Origin of the sequence: Leptospira soteropolitanensis (assembly GCF_026151655.1) — a bacterium.
In the GTDB taxonomy this organism is placed as follows: Bacteria; Spirochaetota; Leptospiria; order Leptospirales; family Leptospiraceae; genus Leptospira_A; species Leptospira_A soteropolitanensis.
Map to the genome: position 1 here is coordinate 621409 of NZ_JAMQPN010000001.1, position 20177 is coordinate 641585.

Consider the following 20177-nt stretch of genomic DNA (forward strand, 5'->3'; position numbering starts at 1 on the left):
TTCGTTTATCGAGGAAGGTTGTCTAAGGTTGCTAAATACTCTTTAGCAATTTCTTTTACAATTTCACCTGCAGGTTTTAATTCTTCAATTTGTGCAACGCCTTGTCCGGCAGACCAAATATCTCTCCAACGTTTGTATTCTTGTTCAACGGCTTTTTCACCTCCAGCGTGACCAGCGGCAATTTTTTTCGGACCGTCTTCTAAAACATCTGGAGACCGTTCTACTGATTTTGCTAACCAGTTTGCAGGAATTCCTGAAATTTTTTCGGTGTAAATGATTTCGTCTGGGCTTGAATCAATTAACATTTGTTTGTATTCGTTTTGGGCTTTAGATTCTGGAGTTGCAATAAAACGAGTTCCAATATACACTGCATCTGCACCTAAAGATAAGGCAGCTGCCATTTGTGATCCAGTGGAAATGGCACCAGCTGCAATCACAGGAAGTCCAACTTCTTTTTTCAAGTAAGGAATTAATGCAAAAGGAGTGATCGCACCCGCATGTCCCCCTGCTCCTTGGGAAACTGCTATGAGGGCGTCTGCGCCCGACTTTGCTACAATGTTTGCATGTTTGAGTGTGGTCACATCACAAAATAATGTAGATCCGTTGGCTTTGATTTCTTTAGCAATGGTTCGAGGAGTCCCCAAACTAGTAATGATAAGTTCGACTTTTAAATCCATAACTACTTCGAATTGTTTCGCCCAATTCGGGTTATGTTCTTTGTGAAGGATCAAATTGACACCGATCGGTTTTTTGGTTTTGGAACGAATTTCTAAGATTCCTTCTCGTAACTGTTCAGGAGTTCGATAATTTAAAGACGGAAAACATCCGATTCCACCAGCCTCCGATACTGCTACCACTAACTCCGGATAGGAGACGAGAAACATTGGCGCTGCAATGATCGGTAGATCAATTTTTAACATTTCTGTAATTTTTGTTTTGATTTTCATAAATCTCCCGTTATACGATTATGGTTGAGTCGGTTTTGGAATTAAATTAGGTAGTTCGGATGAGTATCTTCCTGAGCGAGGAATACAACTCATCGCAAAACCTTGGATAATGTAACAGATGGAATCTTGGGAAATACATTTCAGTGATTTTTGGTATTCTTGTCCGTCAATTTCCGTGGCGATGGAATAACATTCCATTTTGTCTTCCACAAATCGTTCTTGGGCAGTTTTCTCTTCTTGGGCCACGATTGTGGTAAGAGACAATAATAGAAGGGGGAGTAGGTAAAAAAGTGATAGGAATCGATTGCGATTCATTAAACATATCCTGCTAATCCTATAGGAATCAAATTTTGAAAGAAGTCAAATCATATAAATCGATTCACACCTTCTTACAGTTTGTTCTTTATTTCGGGATTCTGATCCAATTATTTGGGTGTTTGGATTTGCAATCAGAAGTTACCCCTGATCGGCAATTCCAACAGTCAATTTATCTTTTGGATCGGTATTACTATTGGTCTTCGGAGGAATCAAAGGACCCTAATTCCATTCCAAACAATCTTTGGCAGAAAATGGAACCCAACCGGTTGGGGTTTGAATTTCTAAAAAACCAATATCTTTATATTAAATTCAGCGATCAATTTGTTAGACAACTGAAAAGTCCTGTTCTTTATGCTGATATTGCTTTGGAACAATTTAAAATCTACCAGGGAAACGAATTAGTTTTTGAATCAAAACTTCAGGATCATTTTTTTCCATACATCATTCCTTTAAACCAAAATCCTTCTGGTTCACTGATCATCCAATTCCAATCCCGGTATCATGGTTTTATCGGAATGGATCGCAAAGTTTTTTTCAAAGATCATTCGATGGCACTTGTAGATTTGTTTTTGGAAAATTTTCCAGAAACTTTTTTTGCACCGATTTTACTTGTGCTTTCCACAATATTTCTTGGATTTTATTTTCTTAGGAGAAGAGAAAATATTTTTTTAAATTTTTCGATTCTTCTTTTTTCTGCCTCTCTTTTAGAAGCTCTAAATGGTTTTGTTGGATTTTCTCTGAGTCAGTTTTCGTATATCATCACTCCACTAACATATATTAATTTTGCATTTTTCCCATTTGCACTTTTGCTCTTTTTAATCGGGATTTTTCCTCCTTTCTTCCGAAATTTATTTAAGATTCTTGCAAGTATTCATGTGATTGTTTTTGTCATTTCGATTATAAGTAATTATAAAAATGGAATTTCGTTTCTTAATAGCGAAGATGATTACAATTGGGTGATTGTATTAGAGGCTGTTATCACAATTTTTTCCTCAGTCTACGTTCTCGCAAAAGGTAATAAAAATTTACGAACGATTACCTTGGGTTTGCTCATCATTGTTTTTGCAGGACTGCATGATATTCTAGTTGATCTTGAATTGTTTCCACACGGAAAAAGAATTATTCATTATGGATTTTTTATCATGTTGGTTTTGTTTGGATTTTATGTATTTAAACATTATTGGCAACTTCTGCATTCGATAAACAGAATGAACGCCGAGTTACGTAATAAAAACAAGGAATTGCAAAGGTTAATTCAAATTGATAAGGATTTAGCTTTGGCTCATGCTCTCCAAAAATCATTATTATCACCAAAATACAATGAAGATGAAAGGATTAGAATCATTGGATTTTCACAGAATTTAGAATCGGTTGGCGGAGATTACTTTGATCATACAAAAGATAGTATAGGCAATTGGGCGATTCTTATGGCAGATGTGTCGGGGCATGGAATTTCATCGGCAATGGTAGCTGCTATGTCCAAAATGGCTTTTGTGGGTGCGGGAGCATATTTACAATTTCCCTCTAGGGTTTTTCATTCAATGAACAGGCATTTGGTTGGAAAAACTAAAAATCTTTTTATTACTGCCTCTTATGTATTTATTGATACAGAATCGTATACAGCTACCTTTAGCAATGCGGGGCATCCAGGCTTTTTTCTAATTCGAAACTCCGAATCAGAAATAATTCATTTAACAGTGAAAGGAAAACCGTTGGGTTTGTTTTCTCATGTACCGTATGCAGAAGACACTTTCAAACTACAACCAGGTGATAAAATTTTGTTATATACCGATGGGATTTTTGACTTATTAAATGAGGATGGTGAGAGCTTTGGTGAAGAGAGACTCAAATCGTTGTTATGGGACAATCGTTACCAAAAATTTCAGGAATTAGCGACGATTGTCCAGGACTCGCTTTTTCGATTTTCTTCCGGATGGAAATACCAAATGGACGATTTAAGTTTTTTATTAGTCGAAATTAAATAAAAAAAATATTTAGATTTAAAACTAAAAAAATATAAACCATCGTATCTTAAACTTTGATCCAAAAACTATAATTCTGGGTTGATGATAAACCGAATAGGATTTCCTTTTTTTTCTTCCAGTGCATGTAAAAATTCATTAGTTTCTTCTAACTTATGAACTCCACTAATGGATTTGGTTAGACTTAGTTTTTTATCTTTATAAAGTTGGATGAGTTCGGGAATGGCCCTTCTATCGGAACCATATGAGCCTGTAATACGAATTTGTCTTTCAATCAGAAAAAAAGGCATCGGTATTTCCAATTTATTCCTACCAATTCCGACAAGAACGATCCTACCTCCACGATTCATGGCACGAACGGAATTTTCAATGTTTGGCATAAATCCAGAAAAGTCACATAACAGATCAATGCCGCCAGATTTTTCTTTTAATACCTTGCCCACTTGCATATTCTTTTCAACTAATATAAGTTCGTCGGCGCCGTATGATTTTGCATTTTCCAGAGAACCACTATCGATATCGACAGCAAAAATTCTGCCAGCACCCAAAGCCTTGGCAATGGCTACAGCGTGAATTCCTAGTCCTCCACATCCAATGATGGCCACCGTGTCTCCCGGTTTGATTTCACCCTGGTATTTGACGGCATGGTAGGGAGTGGAGACGGCATCGGCAAGGATAGCACCTTCCGTAAATGGAATTTCATCTGGCAAATTGTGAAGATAACGTTCTTCGATTTGTAAATACTCTGCAAATCCACCACGTTGGTTAAAACCAAGAACACCAATTTCTTCACAAAGATTTTCTCTACCCGCCAAACAGTGTTTACATTTTCCGCAAGAAGTCCCTGCGCTGACAACCACACGATCACCTTTTTTGAATCGGGTGACTTGTTCTCCTACTTCTTCTACAACTCCTGAAGTTTCATGCCCTGGCACACAAGGGGTATAAGTAGCCTTCATTTTTCCGTGGAGGACCAAATGGATGTCAGAACCACAAATTCCGCAGGCTTTGACTTTGATTTTTACTTGGTTAGGGAGAAGGGAAGGGAGATCCAAATCTTGGATTTCAAGTGATCTTGAACCTTGTGGGAGTACTGCTGCTTTCATTGAAAGATTCCATCTAACTCCGTCAACATGTCGCCCGCATCCGTTTCATTTAATTGTTCTAACGTTAGTTCGATTGTATCAGTGAGGTAGTATTTATAATTTTTGTATGTAGATAAAAACTCTTTTAGTTTTTCTTTTTCATCATCGGAAAGTCTGTTTTCCAAATTGAGTTTGCATAAAGCAAGAACGCCAAAAGCTGATTTTAATTCATCAGAGTTGGAGGCAATGGTAAATAATTCTCGAACGTCTAGTTCTGCAAAAGTGGGAAGTAAATCAGAGATAAGTTCCATCGCACCAATGGGAATGGCACGGTCGAGTGATTTGACATAATTCAGCAGTACTCGATAACTCTTTGAATCACCCACATACGAGAGAAGATATACCATACCAGAGAGTAAGGATTTATGATACCCCCAACTCAGTCGACCAGAGTCCGCTTCCCTAATGATTTGATAAATCATAGTCCAGGTATTTTTATCTCCTTCGGCCGCCAATTTCATCAAATCCAAAAGACGGGATTCCCAGACTGGTTGGTCCATTTCAGATTTCAGGAGGTCGATGGCTTCCAGAGGGGAAGTTGGTAGTGATCCTAACTTTTGCACAGGTTCTTCTCCGACATAATTCTAGAATATGAGACGTATATGTCTTTTCTTTTTTATCACGTTAATGTTTTATATGTACGACCGAAACTATTCTCATAGATGAAACGTTTTTTGGTCATATTTATGCTCTTGTTTGTAGCAATCGGTGAGATGACACCGGACCAGTCCAGTTCCAAAGCTACTCAGTTAATTCGTGTTAGCTATGGACTTAAGGATAACTACGAGTTTTTACGTATATTGAATTCCACAATTAGCAATCGGGGTACCGATGATCAAAAAAAATACTTCAAACGTTGCGTACAACACCATATCGAATCTGAAATTCTTCATTTGCAAATGGACTTGGGTCGTTCTTATTCTGAACTTCGGAGAACACAAGGTCTACTGATTCAATTGTATATTTATGTTTTGGAAGATGAAATTGAAGAATTGGAAGTTGAATTGGGACGATTGGCTAGGCTTGCCAATGGTAAAGAGAAAACAGAAACTAAATTATATCTAAGATTAGGTTATCGAGAAATCGCGGTTGCCAAACAGAAATTACTAGTGGGGAAAAACATTCGTCCTTATTTGTATTTGATGAAACTCCAGGAATTGGCTTATTCATTAAAATCACTTAAACAAGCGGAAAAGTACATAGTCCTACTTGGCTTATTACATGATTCGGTAGATGAATTTGATAAAGAAACTAAAACTTTTGCTGATATGGTTCACGAAGTCAATCGAATCATTTTTAATGATCGAGAAAAATACTTACGATTGTTATATGATAGTCACTTTGATTCTTATGGCTCTTTAGATTATTACGAACTCATTTGGAAACAGCCTGATTTACATGAATTGGCAACAGGGATTCCTGGGTTCGATCCTGCCTATGTTAGAAATCCAGAAGAAGTTACTCCACCCACATTTCAATAATTATGCGATCATTTATTTGGGAATTCCCTCTCACTGCCAGTTTTTCATTATTTCTTTTTCTTTTATATCCAGTTGTTTCTATTTTTTTTCCTGATCTAATCGGGCCATATTTCATTGCAACTCCAGGAGAATTGGAGCCAATCAATTGGGTTTTATCCACTTTCTTTCATGGATCGGGTGCCCATCTACTTTCGAACTTGTTTTTCCTTCTTCTACTTGGTCGAGTGGTAGAAAATCGAGTAGGTAAAGCACGGTGGTTGCTGTTTTATTTTATGGCAGGAATATTATCAGTATTAGGTGATGGAATCGTAAGGGGACTAATTTTTGGAGATAGAACGCCAATTGTGGGAGCAAGTGGAGCAATTTCCGGTTTGGCCTCAGCGGCAACTTTTCTTTCCCCTTTTCGTTTTCCGATTACAAAAACAAAATCTATACCTTTTCCTGTTTTTCTATTTGGTTGGATGATGGTTTATTCTGATGTAACTAATTTGTTTGCACGTGACCACGTAGCTCATTGGGCTCATCTTGGTGGTTTCTTCTCAGTCTTTGTTACGAGTTATTTACTCGGTGAAAAAGAAAGGAGAGAAATCAGGCAGGGCTTTCTTCTCAACTTTACCTTTTTTACATTGACGATCATTCTTCTTTTTTTTATCAACAATAGGTAATGAACTTAAAATTTCGAGCGAAGGATTACAAATCCGATGACTCGTTTGAATCAGCTGAATACGAGTATTTTGGCAACGAAACGGAAGGTTGGGAGATCAAACGAAACGGTGACTCCTACCTCCACTTAGGACCAGGTTATATACCTTTAAAAACATTGTCATGTGGGGTTTGCTCCACAGATCTAGACCGACGTTTTTTACCATTTCCTCTCCCTCAAATCATCGGACACGAAGTTCTAGCAGAAGGACTTGGTGAGAACCAAGGGAAACAATTTGTCGTAGAAATTAACGATACTTACGAAGCTCGCGGAGACAAGTCTCCAGATGTTTTTTGCAAAGAAGGGATTCCCACTCATTCACCCGAAAGGCGAGTTCTCGGGATTGACCGCCTTCCTGGTGGTTTTGGCCCTTATATCCTCGCTCCTGTTCACGCTGCAATTTCATTGGAAGGAGTATCTCCAAAAGCAGCCGTTCTTATGGAACCCTTTGCAGCTGCCCTACAAGCAATTCTTGCTTCACCACCAAAACGAGGTGATCATGTGGCTGTTCTTGGACCTCGTCGTTTAGGTAGCTTAATTTTGGCAGCTCTTGCATCTTATAGAAAAACGAATCAAGCCGATTTTCGCATAACGGCGATTACTCGACATGATCATTTAGTGACTTTATCCAAAGCAATGGGTGCTGATGAAGTAATCGATCTTCGAAATACAGAGGTTGATAACTTAAAAAATCAATTCGATATAGTTTATGATACAACTTCGACTGGAACGGGCTTTGTTTCTGCTCTGAAAATGGCAAAAAGAGAAGTCCATCTCAAAACTACTAATGGCCAAGTAATGGCAGGACTTGCGCATTTAACGGAACTTGTGGTGGATGAACTTACTATCCTTCCGTATTCCGATAAAAATGTCTTATTTCATTGGGAAAAAGAAAACCGAAATAACCAAAACATATTCGTGTTTGGCGGTGTTTCCAATACCATTAAAGAAAAATTGAAAACACAATTTATTGTTTTCGATGGTGATGCGACGGATGCTGAAAATATTTTAAGTTCTGATGTGTTTTCTAATCGATTGCCAAGGTTTGATTTAGTGATAGTTTCCAATCCAGAAGAACTGAGTCTTGCGATTCGTCCGAACCCAAATCATGAAAACTCTTTGGTTCGTCCGCGTGGAGCGATCCTTGTCGATCCTAGTGGAGTTGATAAATGGCCAGATGATGCAAGTTTGGTGGCAAAATTTTTTGCTGATAAAAAAGAGATTCATAGTTCTCGATGTGGAGATTTTCATATGGCAATCTCACTTCTACGCGAAAACCCAGAGATTGCACATGCACTAGAAACAAATTTAATTTCTCACCGGTTTTCATCAGACCAATTGGAAGAAGCCTATGCTACTGCCAAAGATCCATCAAGCATCAAGGTAGTAGTAGATTTCAAATAGTATTATGAACACTAACAAACAGATACATACTTCCTTAGGCCCGGTACTTGTTCCCATAGAGGATGGTCTTTGGGAGATTGATCTTACACATTTACGAATCTTTTTTGGACTATCGATTCTTTCTCGAACAATCGGTGAAGAAATTGGAAATCAATTACATTCTTTACCTGGAGATTTATCTTTTACTTATAAAATAAATCCTACTATCAATCATGAATTAGTAGATATGCATATCCAACATGTCCAGGTGTTTGCAAGAGCAGGTATTTTAAAAGATTGGGTTTTGTTTCGTGAACAATTTGAAGAGAATTTACGTTTTGTATTTGGATCTTTTCAGCAGCAATCGATAGCAAAAAAAATTCACCCTGAATTTTATGGTGAGGACCCGAACAGAAACTCTTCGGTAGCATTATTGTTTCCATTCGAGGCAGAGTTCATCCATCCTTCAGGTTATTATATCCTAATGGAAAGAGTTTCTAGTCAATATAGGATTGGGGACTTCTTTCTTCGCATAACAATAGATACACAAGAAGATGGTTGTCTAAACTTAGCCAATATTAAACACGAAGTGATTAGTGATGCACATACGAGAACATACATTGCTGGTGCGTCAAAAATTAGTGAGTCACTTAGCAATGGGATGATTAACGCAGCCCAGAAGGGAGAAACTTTTTACGAGGAAGAGAACAGTCATTTCAGTAAGGTTTTTGCTCAAATTGAAAAAACTCCTCTTGGAAAACTGACTAATATAAATTTTTATTGGGAAGAACAATACCGTAATTTGATTCTAAGTTCAGACCCAGGCGTTTCTTTATCTATTTTAAAAAAGCTATTTCTCTTATTAGAAGATTCTTCGGCCTCAAAAAAAATAAAAGAAGGAAATACCATTCGGGCTCTGATCGGAAAAGTTTCTGTTTACGTTGACCTTTCGCGATTAGATAGGGTTTTGAATTTTAGCATTAATCAGAAGCGAACCTTACTCGACTCATCCTTCTATTTAAAACGAATGCCTATTTTGGAACAAATTGCCAATGGAAATGGACACAAATTTAGTTTTGAAGGTGTGAATGTCTTTTTAATCCACCATGTTACTTCTGAAATAATTTCTTTAATCGAAACTTTTAGAAGATTAAAAGTAAATTCTCTCGACGTCGCCTTTGTAAAGTATGGTGGAAATATTCCACCGGTTTATCTTGATATTTTGTTAGATATACCAACCGAAACGTTCTTTATGGCAGGCCTTGAATTCAAACTAACCAAGAATCATACACCCTATTACGGCATTTCTCCCCTGTATAGTGATTTTGAAATTCATTCCACATTCCGTCATAAATTAGAAGAAGCCAAATTAGGTTTTTTCGATGCCATGAGAAGATTGGCAATATTTTTGTTTTTAAACAAATTATTATCCTTAATTCCCAAAAATGAAAAAATAATTCTAATAGAAGATGGTGGATATGTAGCACCTATTCTAAACGAACGTGCACTGGAGGGAGTGTCGTTCGGATCTGTATTAGATGAGTTTTGGGTGGAGGCAAAAGATCCAACCATTAAAGAAAAATCATTTAATGAAATTTTAAAAACTTATGTAATTGGAACTGTGGAGCATACCCGAAATGGTTATGATCGTTTGGTGAAAGTTAAAGAAGAGAAAAAATCTTTATTTTTACCTGCTTTTTCTATCGCAATATCCAATGAAAAAACTAAGGAAGAATCTAAGGAAGTAGCTCGTTCCATTTTGAATGCATTGGACAATACTTTGCATGGAATTGGTAAAGTATTATCAAAAAGAAAAATTTTATTACTTGGTTCAAATGGAAACATCGGAGGATTTTTAAAAAAATTTTTGATCGGTGGATTCCTTCATGAAAGTAACTTAGATATTTTGGAAGTGGATCATAAGATACAATCCGAATCTAGATTTTTAAAATCAAATTTTTCACATGTTACTGATTCAGAATTTGCAGAAATTGATTTGATCATCGGTGTAACAGGAGAATCAATTATTTCAGCAAAATCTTGGGAGTCATGGATTTTAACTAGCAAACACAAACAACTGTTTATTGCTTCTGGATCTACAAAAACTGTTGAGTTTAATGACTTTATCAATTGGACGAAAGAATTAAATTTGTCAGAAAATCCAAAGTTAAGGGAAGAGGACTTGGAAATTTCCTTTCAACGAATTTTGGATCCGCAAACTCAAATGGATTTAGGCTCCAGAATTCTTTTTAAAATCCAAAATAAACAAATTGAAAAAGAAGTTTATCTAGTTAGCGATGGAAGTCCTGTGAACTTTTTGTTTTTTGGTGTACCTACTGAATCAATGGATCCAATTATATCGCAATTGGCGAGTGTATCACTTGGAATGGTTCATTATTATAAGACGCAAAATCTTCCAAAACCAGATTTATATGCAGTAGATCACCAAATCGATGTTTGGGGGAATTTGTTGTGAGCAAACATGGTTTCTTTCAAATAACTCAAAAACTATTTCTTCGTAATGGAAATCAACTGTTAGTTTTACGAGATCGGAAGTCTGGACATGGGGACTTGCCTGGCGGTAGGATGAACGAAGATGAATTTTTTTCTGACTGGTCTGAAAGCATCTTTCGGGAAGTATCGGAAGAATTGGGAGACCAAATTAAAATTGATGTAAATCCTGAACCAATTTTTATACATAAACATAGGGTAAATGAAGGAAACTTCCCTTGTGTTATCATTGCTTACTCAGCCAAACTTTTGGATGGGAAAATTCAGTTATCTGATGAACACGACTATATGGATTGGGTTGATATTTCTACTTTTGATCCATCCAATCTTTTTTCGGAGTACATGTTGGACGCAGTTCGACTTTATTTAAAAAAATATGCATAACTTATATGTTCCACCTTATAAAATTTTTCTCTTTTTAGTTCTCTTTGGTTTTGGTTTTTTTTCTGCATCACTTTTAAAAGACGATCAGACTACATTGCCAAAATTTGATGTTCCTAAACCAGACTTTAGTTTTGATTTCAAATTTGATTTTAATTTAAGCAAACCTGAAATAGATGAGGAGATTGCTAAACCAACAAAGTTATGGAATGACGTAGTTGTCCAAACAAATGGAACCGATAGAAAATACGGAAATTTAGTAGGGATTCAATTAGTGCTCCAACCGGAGGACTTTGTTAAGGAAGAGTGGTGGCGGGAACGCATAGAAGAAACTTTAATCAAAGGAAAATCATCCGGAATTTTTGACCGTAAAACAATAGTTATTCTTCCCGAACATCTTGGAACAGGATTATTATTTTTAGATGAAAAATCTAGATTTTTAAATGCTGATTCTTTAGAATTGGCTTTAAAAACCAAAGGTGAGAACTTTTCTTTATCCGATTTGTTATATTTAAAAGCAGAAAAAATGGCGGAAGTTTACGTTCGGACGTTTTCTGAACTTGCCAAACAATACAATGTACCTATTTTAGCAGGAACAATCGTATTACCAAATCCTAAAATTGTAAAGGGGAGTCTTGTTATAGATCCGAAAGGACCTCTCTACAATGTCGCCATTCCATTTTCCGCAGATGGAAAATTGATGGATCCTATTGTGAAAAAAACTATTTTAACGGAAGAAGAATTAAAAATACTTTCTCCTGGTGAAAATACTCAGGATCGCGTTTGGGTTGTTCCTGGTTGGAAAGTAGCCATATTAATAGGACAAGAAGTATTCGATAACAATATTTACAATCGTTTAGTGGGAAAACCAATTGATGGTTTAATTTCTCCTTCAGCATCTTATCCAGAAATGAAATGGCAATCGTTTGATTTAGAAGATCCTAATGTTTGGAAACAGGAGGGAATGGCTAAAAACATCAAATCGACTAAAGCACAAGACCTTGTTCAAGTGTTCTTAACAGGGCACTTATATGGTAAAAAATGGAATGGAAAAACTTTTAATCTTAGAGACTTTTCCAATGAGGATCAAGTCAGATCGGTCGAAACTCCGACGATCTTAAACTTGTACTTTTAAATTTCTTGCGAAACTACATTTTTTGAAACGTTAATTTTGACGATTAGATATAAAATCGATTTGACAAGGCATACCTTTCCCCAAAAAATTTTCAGAGTCATGGCACAGAAGTCCCTTCCTAAAAATGAGTTTTATGTAAAATGCCCTTTGTATTCTAAAGGACTTTCAATTTGTCCTAGTTCCAAAGATCGTTTACAAACTGAAGATTTGGATAGACTTACTTCTCATTGCATCACTGACACTTATAAAGCTTGTGATATATTTTCTGCAAAAAAAGAAAAAGAACAAGCAGCCTAACCGTCACTCAACTTCCTTACTTTTTTAAAATATTCGTAAATCATCCAGTCTTCCGGTGAAAAAATAAGGTCATCTAATACAAGTTCACCTCTTTTGCTTTCATAGACAATTCGGTCTCCTGCAACACCCCAGAGCCTTTCAATAAAAAAAGGGAAATGTTCTTTCTTGCCTGAAACCTTCCATTTCATGGGTTGGTTGGGGTCGTTTTGGTTGGTAGCGATGAATTCGTCCTTTCCAGTGAGTCTCCAGGAAAATGCTTCGCGAGTGACAATGGGGATACCACGATTGATGGAGGGAGTTTTCCCTTGGTGGTAAACTACTTCTTTCAGATATAGATCGCCAATTTTTCCGCCTACGATATATCCAGAAATGCCATTGTTATAATAGAAACGCGGAAGCACAATATCCTTGGAAAGGAGTGTCACTCGTTTTGATTCCAAGTGTAAAAAGAATAAATTATAGGAGCCAGCTATCCCTGACCATACCAAAAACTCATTTCCAATGGAAGTTATGTGATAGTGGGTTTTTAATTTAGGGAATGGAGTGGGAAAGAGATTTTCAGAGATATATTTTTCAGGTTTTGAACTTTTACCTGTTTTTTCAATGAAGAGTTGGTTTTCAAAAAAGTATAATAATAAATCTCCAGAATTTGTGATTGCCATTCCTGATTTGCAAGGAATATGCACAATTGATTCATGTTCTAAAGAGGAATCAGTAGTCGAATATCCAAATAATGCACAACCTCCATATTGTTTCAATGGGTATTGAACTGCCACATAGTTTCCGTTAGCTGATATTTGTATTGAATCGGGCCGGAGTTTCAGTTCAATAGAGTTCCTACTATCATTGACTAGGTCTTTAAAATAGAGCGTTTTGTTTTCTGTCCATACTATCTTTGTTCTATCTTCGGAAAGTGCAAACAATCGAGGTTGGTTCGGTTTGTTTTTTGATAGAACTTCTGAGCTGGGACGATTTGCCGAAAGTCGGTCTTGTAATAGCGCAAGTGCCTTTTCATATTTTTCTTTCGAGATCAAGTCTTCGATTTCTGAGACTAACGATTCATGTTTAGATTGGCAGGAGAAAAAAAATAAAATTAAAACAGAGATTAGAAAAGAAAATAATTTCACTGAGACTCCAACAATTCTCGAATTTCTTCTGCGTGGATTTCTTTAGAAAATAATTCTATTGCAGTTTTGCCAACACGTTTTGTATCATAATAGGCAAAAGTTCCTGTGACTACAGCACCACCAATGGGGATCCAGCGAGCAAATTGTTTTCGGATAAGGGATTTTGAAATCATTAATCCTAATTTTTCCAACATGGTTTGAAACACTTTAACGGTTGTTGGGCGAATCAAAATTTTAAGCGATGATTCTTCTATAATTTTCCGAAAAACATGTGCCCCACCATGTTTAAAAAGACAGTATAGTAAAAGTTCTTTTGTGACCTGGACTTCTTTTCCATAGAGGGCGGCTATGTCCAAAATCAAATGCCCCTGAATGCGGTACACGAAAAGTAATTCAGGAAGGATACTTAAAATTCCCAGGGGGCCAGGTGGGAGGGAGCAGGTGGCACTGATGAGTCCCGATTTGAAAGATGCGTTTTGAACTAACTCTTGGATCAAATTCTCTGGCGGTTGGATTGTGGGTGCATAGGGGCTTCTATAGTCCTCTAAGCCCGCAAATAACTCGATGAGGCCTTCTAAAAACCCTTCAGATTTGACCTGGGAAGGTGTTTCGCTCACGGGTTTCTTAAATCCTCGTTAGATTTTAGTTTATCAAAAACAGGCATTCTATATCCTTTCCATAGACATGATAGATAGATTGAAAAAAATTCAAGAAAAATACCTCCGTATCGAGGATGAGCTAGCCAAAGCCACCGCATCCGATACTTTGAAGAATCTATCGAAAGAAAGATCTCGCCTAACGCCAGTATATACAAAAGCAGATGAATATTTAAAAATTACAAAAGATGTTCAGGATGCAAAAGCTCTCCTTGAATCCGAAAATGATCCAGACATGCATGTTATGTTGAAATCAGAGATTGAAGAAGGCGAAAAAAAGTTAGAAGAACTAGCAAAAGATCTAGAAATCATGTTATTACCTCCAGATCCGAATTCTGGAAAAAGTATTCTTGTGGAAATTCGTGCTGGAACAGGTGGGGAAGAGTCTGGTTTGTTTTGTGCTGATTTATTCCGTATGTATAATAAATATGCAGACAAACAAGGTATTAGAGTAGAAATCATTGATGTTAGTCCAACTGGAATCGGTGGTTTCAAAGAAATCGTTTTTTCATTAGATGATGAAAAGGCTTATGACCTATTTAAGTTTGAGTCTGGTACGCACCGTGTTCAGAGAATTCCTGAAACTGAATCAGGTGGACGCATTCATACATCAGCAGTTACCGTAGCAATCCTACCTGAAGCAGAGGAAAAAGAAGTAGAAATCAGAGAAAGTGATTTGCGTATTGACGTTTATCGCTCGTCAGGTGCTGGTGGACAGCACGTCAACACAACAGACTCAGCAGTTCGTATTACACATATCCCCACTGGCATTGTAGTTGCATCTCAGGAAGAACGTTCTCAGATTAAGAACCGAGATAAGGCAATGCGTGTTCTCCGTGCAAGGATTGTTGATCAAATGGCCGATGCTGCAAAACAAAGTGCCGATGCTTTAAAGAAAGCACAAGTTGGTTCAGGAGATAGGTCAGAGAGGATTCGCACATACAACTTTCCACAGGGACGTTGTACAGACCACAGAATTGGTTTTACCAGTCACAATTTGCCAGCCATAATGGAAGGTGATTTAGATGAATTAATCGATGCGTTGGTTCAAGAGGACAGATCTAAAAGATTGGCAGAAGCAAAAGCATAAAAAGAATTCATTTTTGATAGGAATTCGGTTGATTCAGACTGTCTGAATGTTATAAGGAATAGGGCGGAAATTTTCATCAGATGAATCGATTGAAAACTATCATTTCTCTTCTAGCTATCGTAAGTCTCTCCTTTGGGAATTGTAAACCTGCTAACAAAGACGAAAAGATCAGTGATCTTGTATTATACTACCTTCTTTTCTTGGCATTAGCCAATGGTGCAGAGGAGAATTGTACATTTTCCCCAAGTTCTTCCGATCCGCTTTATGGCGATGAATGGCATCTAAAAAATATTGGCCAATTTGGTGGAACCGTTGGCGAAGATGCAAACGTCAGTCCACTATGGGATCAAGATATTTCTGGTAATCGTGTGATTGTTAGTGTGGTCGATGACGGTTTAGATATTAAACATGAAGACTTAGCTCCTAATATTTCAGTCACTGCACGCGGATTAAATCTATTAAACGGCACCATCTATCCTACACACTCATATTCGGATAGTTTTCACGGATCTGCTGTAGGGGGAGTGATTGCTGCTAGAGGTGGTAATAGTCTCGGTGTTCGAGGTGCTGCACCCTGTTCAAAGTTAGTCGGTGTTAATATACTTGAGAAGTCCACCATCTATACTTCTGACGAATACCGAGCGATGGTAAATGAATCGGCCCGGGTTTCAATTTCCAATAATAGTTGGGGTTCTCCTGATAAGTATGGATGGCTTTGGCCTTCTAGTTCTCTTTGGCAACAAGGAGTAAATGAAGGAATCACAAAGGGAAAATCAGGAAAGGGAACTGTATATGTATGGGCTGCGGGAAATGGAGCCAATGGGGGCACTATTGCCTCTCCGGTTCTTGTTGATAATGCCAATTATGATGGCCAGGCCAACTACTATGGAGTGATGGCTATTGGCGGTATCGGTCAAAATGGAAAAAAAGCTGCCTACTCGGAATCAGGTGCCAATTTGTGGGTCGTCGCTCATACGCAAGGGAACGATGCCTCAGTCGATACGGCCGCAATATCAACGACAGATGCCACTGGCGCAAATGGATTGAATGTCGGTGGTAGTTTTGGAGATTATTCCTTAGGAAATTATACTAAAAAATTTAATGGGACATCCTCTGCAACTCCACTAGCTGCTGGTGCGATTGCTTTATTGATTGGAAAATACCCTGATTTGACTTGGCGCGATGTACGTGAGTTAGTTGCTTATAGCGCAAGAAAAAATGACGCGAGTGATATAGGCTGGGCACTGAATAATGCCGGCTTAAACATTAATCATAAGTATGGATTTGGTGCTGTCGATGCGGTCAGTTTACTAACGAAAGCAAGCACATGGACACCCATTACATCTGGACTCATTACGTATACTGCAACAGCATTGTCGCCAAACACGGCTATTCCCGATAATGATCTTACGACAGGGGCCACGGTAAATTATAATGTTTCTGCTCCTATCAGTTATATTGAATATATTGATGTAGAATTTACTTCAAATCATACTTACTTTCCAGAACTTCGCATTGAGATTACTTCTCCAGGTGGAACAAAAAGTGTCCTTTCAGAACCACATGGTTGTATAAATCCGTATAACAATTCTCTTTGTGCTTCTGGAAATACTTCCATTGCCTCAATGACAGGTTCATCTACCTATCGATTTGGCGTAGCTCGTCATTTGGGGGAAAGTCCAAATGGAACTTGGGTACTTAAGGTATTTGATGCCAGCGCCACTGACACTGGACAAATTAATGCAGTGCAATTACGGATTTATGGAAGGTAAATTTATGATGTATGAGTTAAGATCGGTTTTATCTTTGCGTTTTACTTTCGTGGCCTGTTTTTCTTTCGTTTTTTTAGCAGGCTTAAATGCTGATCCAAAGGAACCACCTAGTTCCATTACATTTAAAGAAGGTGGTGTCACAAAAACTTTTTATCTAAATCCGAATGTTGTCGCTGAATATGTAGACCAAAATCAATTTTCTAATCACCAAAAGATGGCCCAAGGTAGACAAGGAATCAAATCTGGATGGAACATTCGCCCACAAGGAAAACTATTATTCCCCAAATCTGGAAAATCAGCAACTCCTTCAAAGGTAACAGAAGTTTATTCAACGGCCGTCGGAATGGGGCCGAACATTGTGTTACCAGGAATTATCATCATTTCCTTTTCAAGTGATCAATCTCAAAGTAATTTGGATCGAATCTCAAACAAATATGGAATTCAACTTCTCCATCAGTTGTCTCCTCGTTTGGTTAGTTTTCAAACAGATCCAGGTTATTTGTCTATACAAAAGGCGAATGAAATACTTTCGGAGCCAAACGTCATTGAGGCTTATCCAGATATTGCTTTAGAAAAAAGTCTGAAGTAATTCGCATAACAAAACAAAGACTGTTACATAACCAGATAAAAATACATTAATTTTAATATCTCTTGCTTTCTAACGGGTTTTGGAAGATAAGATGTGATTCCGGCCAAAAAACTTTTACTTATATCTTCTTTCTGGACGTTTGCAGAAATGGCGATAATAGGAATTGAGTCACTTGCCTTAATTTGATTGGCTACTTCGATCTTTCTTATTTCCCTAGTCGCTTCTAATCCATCCATTTCTGGCATTTGCATATCCATCAATATGATATCAAATTTCTGAGATTTATATTTTCTAACTGCTTCTTTGCCGTTATAAGCAACACTGATATTGATTGGATATTTGCGAAAAAAAGTTTTAATGATAAAAATATTCTCTTCAGAGTCTTCTGCCAAAAGTACATTACAATTTGGAAAATTTTGAGGTTCAGGAAGTTCTAAATTAAGCCAATGTTTATGAATGTCTGAGTTACGTTTGATAAATCCTTCATACGGAATTTCAAAAGAAAATTCGGAGCCAATTCCAACTTGACTAACAACTGAAATCTCACCGCCCATTAATTGGATTAATTTTTTAGTAATCGTTAGACCAAGTCCAGTCCCGCCATATTTTCTAGTAGTGGAGCTATCTACCTGTGTAAAACTTTCAAATATAGAGTGTAATTTTTCTGATGGAATCCCTATTCCTGTATCTTCCACAGAAATGAGTAAGTTCTTCTTGTTTTCGCCTAACGATGTATTTACGACGATACTTCCGCTTTCTGTAAATTTCATAGCATTACTTAGTAAATTGATTAAAACTTGCTGCAATCTCGTTGAGTCGCCGGCGATACTTTCAGATATTTCTTCATCTATGTTGCATTTTATATTAATTCCTTTTGCTTGTGCTTTCATATAGAATAAGGAAACGGTTTCTTTCATTAGATCTCGAATGGAAAAATGGATATGTTCCATTTCAAATTTTCCGGATTCGATTCTAGATAAATCGAGAATGTCATTGATTATGTTAAATAGCGCCTTTCCCGAATTTCGAAGGACCGTTAAATACTCTTGTTGTTCGTCCGTTAACTCAGTTTCATTTAGTGTGTCAGTCATTCCTAGGATTGCGTTTAACGGAGTCCGAATTTCATGACTCATTGAGGCTAAAAAATCCGTTTTAGCTTGAGAGGCTTTTTGGGCTTCAATTTCTCTCTGATTTGCCAATGTCATTTTTTCTCGCAAAAGTTTTTCACGTACCACTTGTTGCGAAACATCTGAAATTTGAATCATACAAAATGAATCCGTTTCATCTTCGATGGAAATTGGAATGATATGTAAATATTGAAAAATACGATTTCCACTTTCTCTATTTTTTTCATTATCAAACAGAGGGAATGGAAATGGATTCAATGTATGCGTTAAAATAGAGTATTGTGAAAATTCTAAACAGAGTTTGATAGATTTGAAAGTTCTTGTGTTTGTTAATTCAGGGAAAATATCTAAAAAAGAAGCTCCTATCAAGTTTTTTTCTTTAATTCCCGAACTCTTGATAAACCAAGTATTTGTTAATACTATATTAAGATTTTTATCTAGAATTAGAATTCCTATTCCAGATTTCTTAATGATAGTTAATAAGTGTTTTTCGCTAAGGGAATTCACTATTTCAGCTTTTCAATCAGTACTCTAGAAAGATTTTTAATACTATCAAAATTTAAAATGAAAAATATATAACCCTTTATATCCTTTCCGCTTAGTTTATAATCTATAAAAACTAATAGAATTGAATTATCCGTTTTATGATAACTTCTTTGGAGTAATTCTTCATATTTCCCAGCAAAGAATTCTGGAATATGAGTTTCAATTTTATAATCAGACATCTTTGCTAAGTTTGATAAAATAGCATTTAGTATTATGTTTCCAATTTCACTTAAAGCATCTTTTTCAAACTGTGAAACTTCGTTTAAGGCAACATAGTCTTTCATCATCATTTTAACGATTTCTAAACTTGCACTTTTATGGAATAAAAGAAATGCAGAACCATCTCCGATACCACCAACAAACTTTTGTTCAATTGTGCAAACATCTTGATTTGCCAAATACTCTATGTTTTTTGCTTCCTCTGTTGTGATTAACTTTAAGCTAGGTACTGTGAGTAAAATTTCATCGGAAATCATTTCACTCATTAATTTCGCAGCTCCACCCAAACTAATATTGAATAGCTCACATAAAGAATCGCGTTCTATTTCAGTTAGAAAATTCATATTCAATCCAAGTGAGGTATTATTTTTTCGGCCGTAACTGGTTTTTCTACAAAATCAATCCCAATTGTTTTTGCTCGATTCTTAATTGCATCTTGGATATTCGCAGTAATCAAAACCACTTTTGTATTTTTGTAATTTTTTTTGAGGTCTTCTGCTAAATCGAGTCCAGATAAGGTTCCTGGCATGTTTTGATCCAAAGTGAAAAAATCGATGTCCTGATGGTCAGTTAAAAGTGATTTGGCATCTTCTGCGGAACTTGCCTCCAAAATATCCCAATCTGGATATTTATCTAAAATAATTTTCCGTATCATTAAACGAGTAACTGTGCTATCGTCGACGATTAGTGCTTTTTTTTGTGACATATGTATTGCCTTAATTCCGAACTAGTTTATATATGAGATTGCACCTAATAATTGACGGAAAA

The 20177-nt window shown here is 36.8% G+C and carries 20 protein-coding genes; 11 read left to right on the top strand and 9 right to left on the bottom strand.

Annotated elements, in window-relative coordinates:
- Nucleotides 1–5 precede the first annotated feature (5 nt).
- Together ND811_RS03015 and ND811_RS03020 are read right to left on the bottom strand one after the other, a co-directional pair.
- On the bottom strand, nt 6–947 hold the full coding sequence (locus ND811_RS03015; protein ID WP_265350431.1) for an NAD(P)H-dependent flavin oxidoreductase: 942 nt from the start codon (nt 945–947) through the stop codon (nt 6–8).
- An 18-nt stretch (nt 948–965) separates the two neighbouring features.
- Nucleotides 966–1262 carry a hypothetical protein gene (locus ND811_RS03020; RefSeq protein ID WP_265350430.1) on the bottom strand — a complete coding sequence of 99 codons (297 nt, stop codon included), beginning with the start codon at nt 1260–1262 and terminating at the stop codon, nt 966–968.
- 35 nt (nt 1263–1297) lie between these two features.
- Between ND811_RS03020 and ND811_RS03025 the strand changes: the two genes are divergently transcribed.
- Entirely contained in the window at nt 1298–3250 is a 1953-nt protein-coding gene (locus tag ND811_RS03025) for a PP2C family protein-serine/threonine phosphatase (protein ID WP_265350429.1), read from the top strand.
- Between the two features lie 65 nt (nt 3251–3315).
- Here the strand turns inward: ND811_RS03025 and ND811_RS03030 are convergent, their stop codons facing one another.
- Both ND811_RS03030 and ND811_RS03035 read right to left on the bottom strand, forming a co-directional pair.
- Entirely contained in the window at nt 3316–4353 is a 1038-nt protein-coding gene (locus tag ND811_RS03030) for a zinc-binding dehydrogenase (RefSeq protein ID WP_265350428.1), read from the bottom strand.
- The gene (locus ND811_RS03035) at nt 4350–4955 is read right to left on the bottom strand and encodes a hypothetical protein (RefSeq protein WP_265350427.1); all 606 of its coding nucleotides are present in this window, start codon (nt 4953–4955) and stop codon (nt 4350–4352) included. Before ND811_RS03035 ends, ND811_RS03030 begins: the two co-directional genes overlap by 4 nt.
- A 99-nt stretch (nt 4956–5054) precedes the next feature.
- Between ND811_RS03035 and ND811_RS03040 the strand changes: the two genes are divergently transcribed.
- The 7 genes from ND811_RS03040 to ND811_RS03070 all read left to right on the top strand — a co-directional run bounded on the left by ND811_RS03040 (nt 5055) and on the right by ND811_RS03070 (nt 12283).
- Nucleotides 5055–5873, top strand: a complete 819-nt coding sequence (locus ND811_RS03040; RefSeq protein WP_265350426.1) for an adhesin OmpL37 family surface protein — start codon at nt 5055–5057, stop codon at nt 5871–5873.
- Nucleotides 5873–6538, top strand: a complete 666-nt coding sequence (locus ND811_RS03045) for a rhomboid family intramembrane serine protease (RefSeq protein WP_265350970.1) — start codon at nt 5873–5875, stop codon at nt 6536–6538. The genes ND811_RS03040 and ND811_RS03045 overlap by 1 nt, the downstream gene beginning before the upstream one ends.
- Nucleotides 6538–7980, top strand: a complete 1443-nt coding sequence (locus ND811_RS03050) for an MDR/zinc-dependent alcohol dehydrogenase-like family protein (protein ID WP_265350425.1) — start codon at nt 6538–6540, stop codon at nt 7978–7980. Before ND811_RS03045 ends, ND811_RS03050 begins: the two co-directional genes overlap by 1 nt.
- A gap of 4 nt (nt 7981–7984) precedes the next feature.
- Entirely contained in the window at nt 7985–10435 is a 2451-nt protein-coding gene (locus ND811_RS03055; RefSeq protein WP_265350424.1) for a hypothetical protein, read from the top strand.
- Nucleotides 10432–10854 (top strand): NUDIX domain-containing protein, encoded by a 423-nt coding sequence (locus ND811_RS03060; RefSeq protein ID WP_265350423.1) that lies wholly within the window; start codon nt 10432–10434, stop codon nt 10852–10854. The genes ND811_RS03055 and ND811_RS03060 overlap by 4 nt, the downstream gene beginning before the upstream one ends.
- Nucleotides 10847–11986, top strand: coding sequence for a carbon-nitrogen hydrolase family protein (locus ND811_RS03065; RefSeq protein ID WP_265350422.1), 1140 nt, complete (start codon nt 10847–10849; stop codon nt 11984–11986). The genes ND811_RS03060 and ND811_RS03065 overlap by 8 nt, the downstream gene beginning before the upstream one ends.
- Before the next feature lie 99 nt (nt 11987–12085).
- Nucleotides 12086–12283 (top strand): hypothetical protein, encoded by a 198-nt coding sequence (locus ND811_RS03070; protein ID WP_265350421.1) that lies wholly within the window; start codon nt 12086–12088, stop codon nt 12281–12283.
- On the opposite strand, the gene ND811_RS03075 is transcribed toward ND811_RS03070, so the two are convergent.
- Both ND811_RS03075 and ND811_RS03080 read right to left on the bottom strand, forming a co-directional pair.
- Entirely contained in the window at nt 12280–13410 is a 1131-nt protein-coding gene (locus ND811_RS03075) for a hypothetical protein (protein ID WP_265350420.1), read from the bottom strand. The genes ND811_RS03070 and ND811_RS03075 overlap by 4 nt on opposite strands.
- Nucleotides 13407–14027: a hypothetical protein gene (locus ND811_RS03080; protein ID WP_265350419.1), complete on the bottom strand. Its 621-nt coding sequence runs from the start codon at nt 14025–14027 to the stop codon at nt 13407–13409. Before ND811_RS03080 ends, ND811_RS03075 begins: the two co-directional genes overlap by 4 nt.
- A gap of 67 nt (nt 14028–14094) precedes the next feature.
- Here ND811_RS03080 and prfA point away from each other — a divergent pair, with 67 nt between their 5' ends.
- From prfA to ND811_RS03095, 3 genes are all read left to right on the top strand, one after another.
- The gene (gene prfA / locus ND811_RS03085) at nt 14095–15156 is read left to right on the top strand and encodes a peptide chain release factor 1 (protein ID WP_265350418.1); all 1062 of its coding nucleotides are present in this window, start codon (nt 14095–14097) and stop codon (nt 15154–15156) included.
- A gap of 80 nt (nt 15157–15236) precedes the next feature.
- A complete protein-coding gene (locus tag ND811_RS03090; RefSeq protein ID WP_265350417.1) occupies nt 15237–16928 on the top strand; it encodes a S8 family serine peptidase in 1692 nt (563 codons plus the stop codon).
- Nucleotides 16897–17517, top strand: coding sequence for a hypothetical protein (locus ND811_RS03095; RefSeq protein WP_265350416.1), 621 nt, complete (start codon nt 16897–16899; stop codon nt 17515–17517). Before ND811_RS03090 ends, ND811_RS03095 begins: the two co-directional genes overlap by 32 nt.
- A 23-nt stretch (nt 17518–17540) precedes the next feature.
- Here the strand turns inward: ND811_RS03095 and ND811_RS03100 are convergent, their stop codons facing one another.
- Genes ND811_RS03100 through ND811_RS03110 form a run of 3 tightly spaced genes read right to left on the bottom strand, consistent with a single transcriptional unit; the run spans nt 17541 to nt 20115 of the window.
- Complete coding sequence (locus ND811_RS03100) at nt 17541–19151, bottom strand: ATP-binding protein (protein ID WP_265350415.1); 1611 nt, start codon at nt 19149–19151, stop codon at nt 17541–17543.
- On the bottom strand, nt 19151–19753 hold the full coding sequence (locus tag ND811_RS03105) for a chemotaxis protein CheX (RefSeq protein WP_265350414.1): 603 nt from the start codon (nt 19751–19753) through the stop codon (nt 19151–19153). Before ND811_RS03105 ends, ND811_RS03100 begins: the two co-directional genes overlap by 1 nt.
- A gap of 2 nt (nt 19754–19755) precedes the next feature.
- Nucleotides 19756–20115 (bottom strand): response regulator, encoded by a 360-nt coding sequence (locus tag ND811_RS03110; RefSeq protein WP_265350413.1) that lies wholly within the window; start codon nt 20113–20115, stop codon nt 19756–19758.
- Nucleotides 20116–20177: the final 62 nt, after the last annotated feature.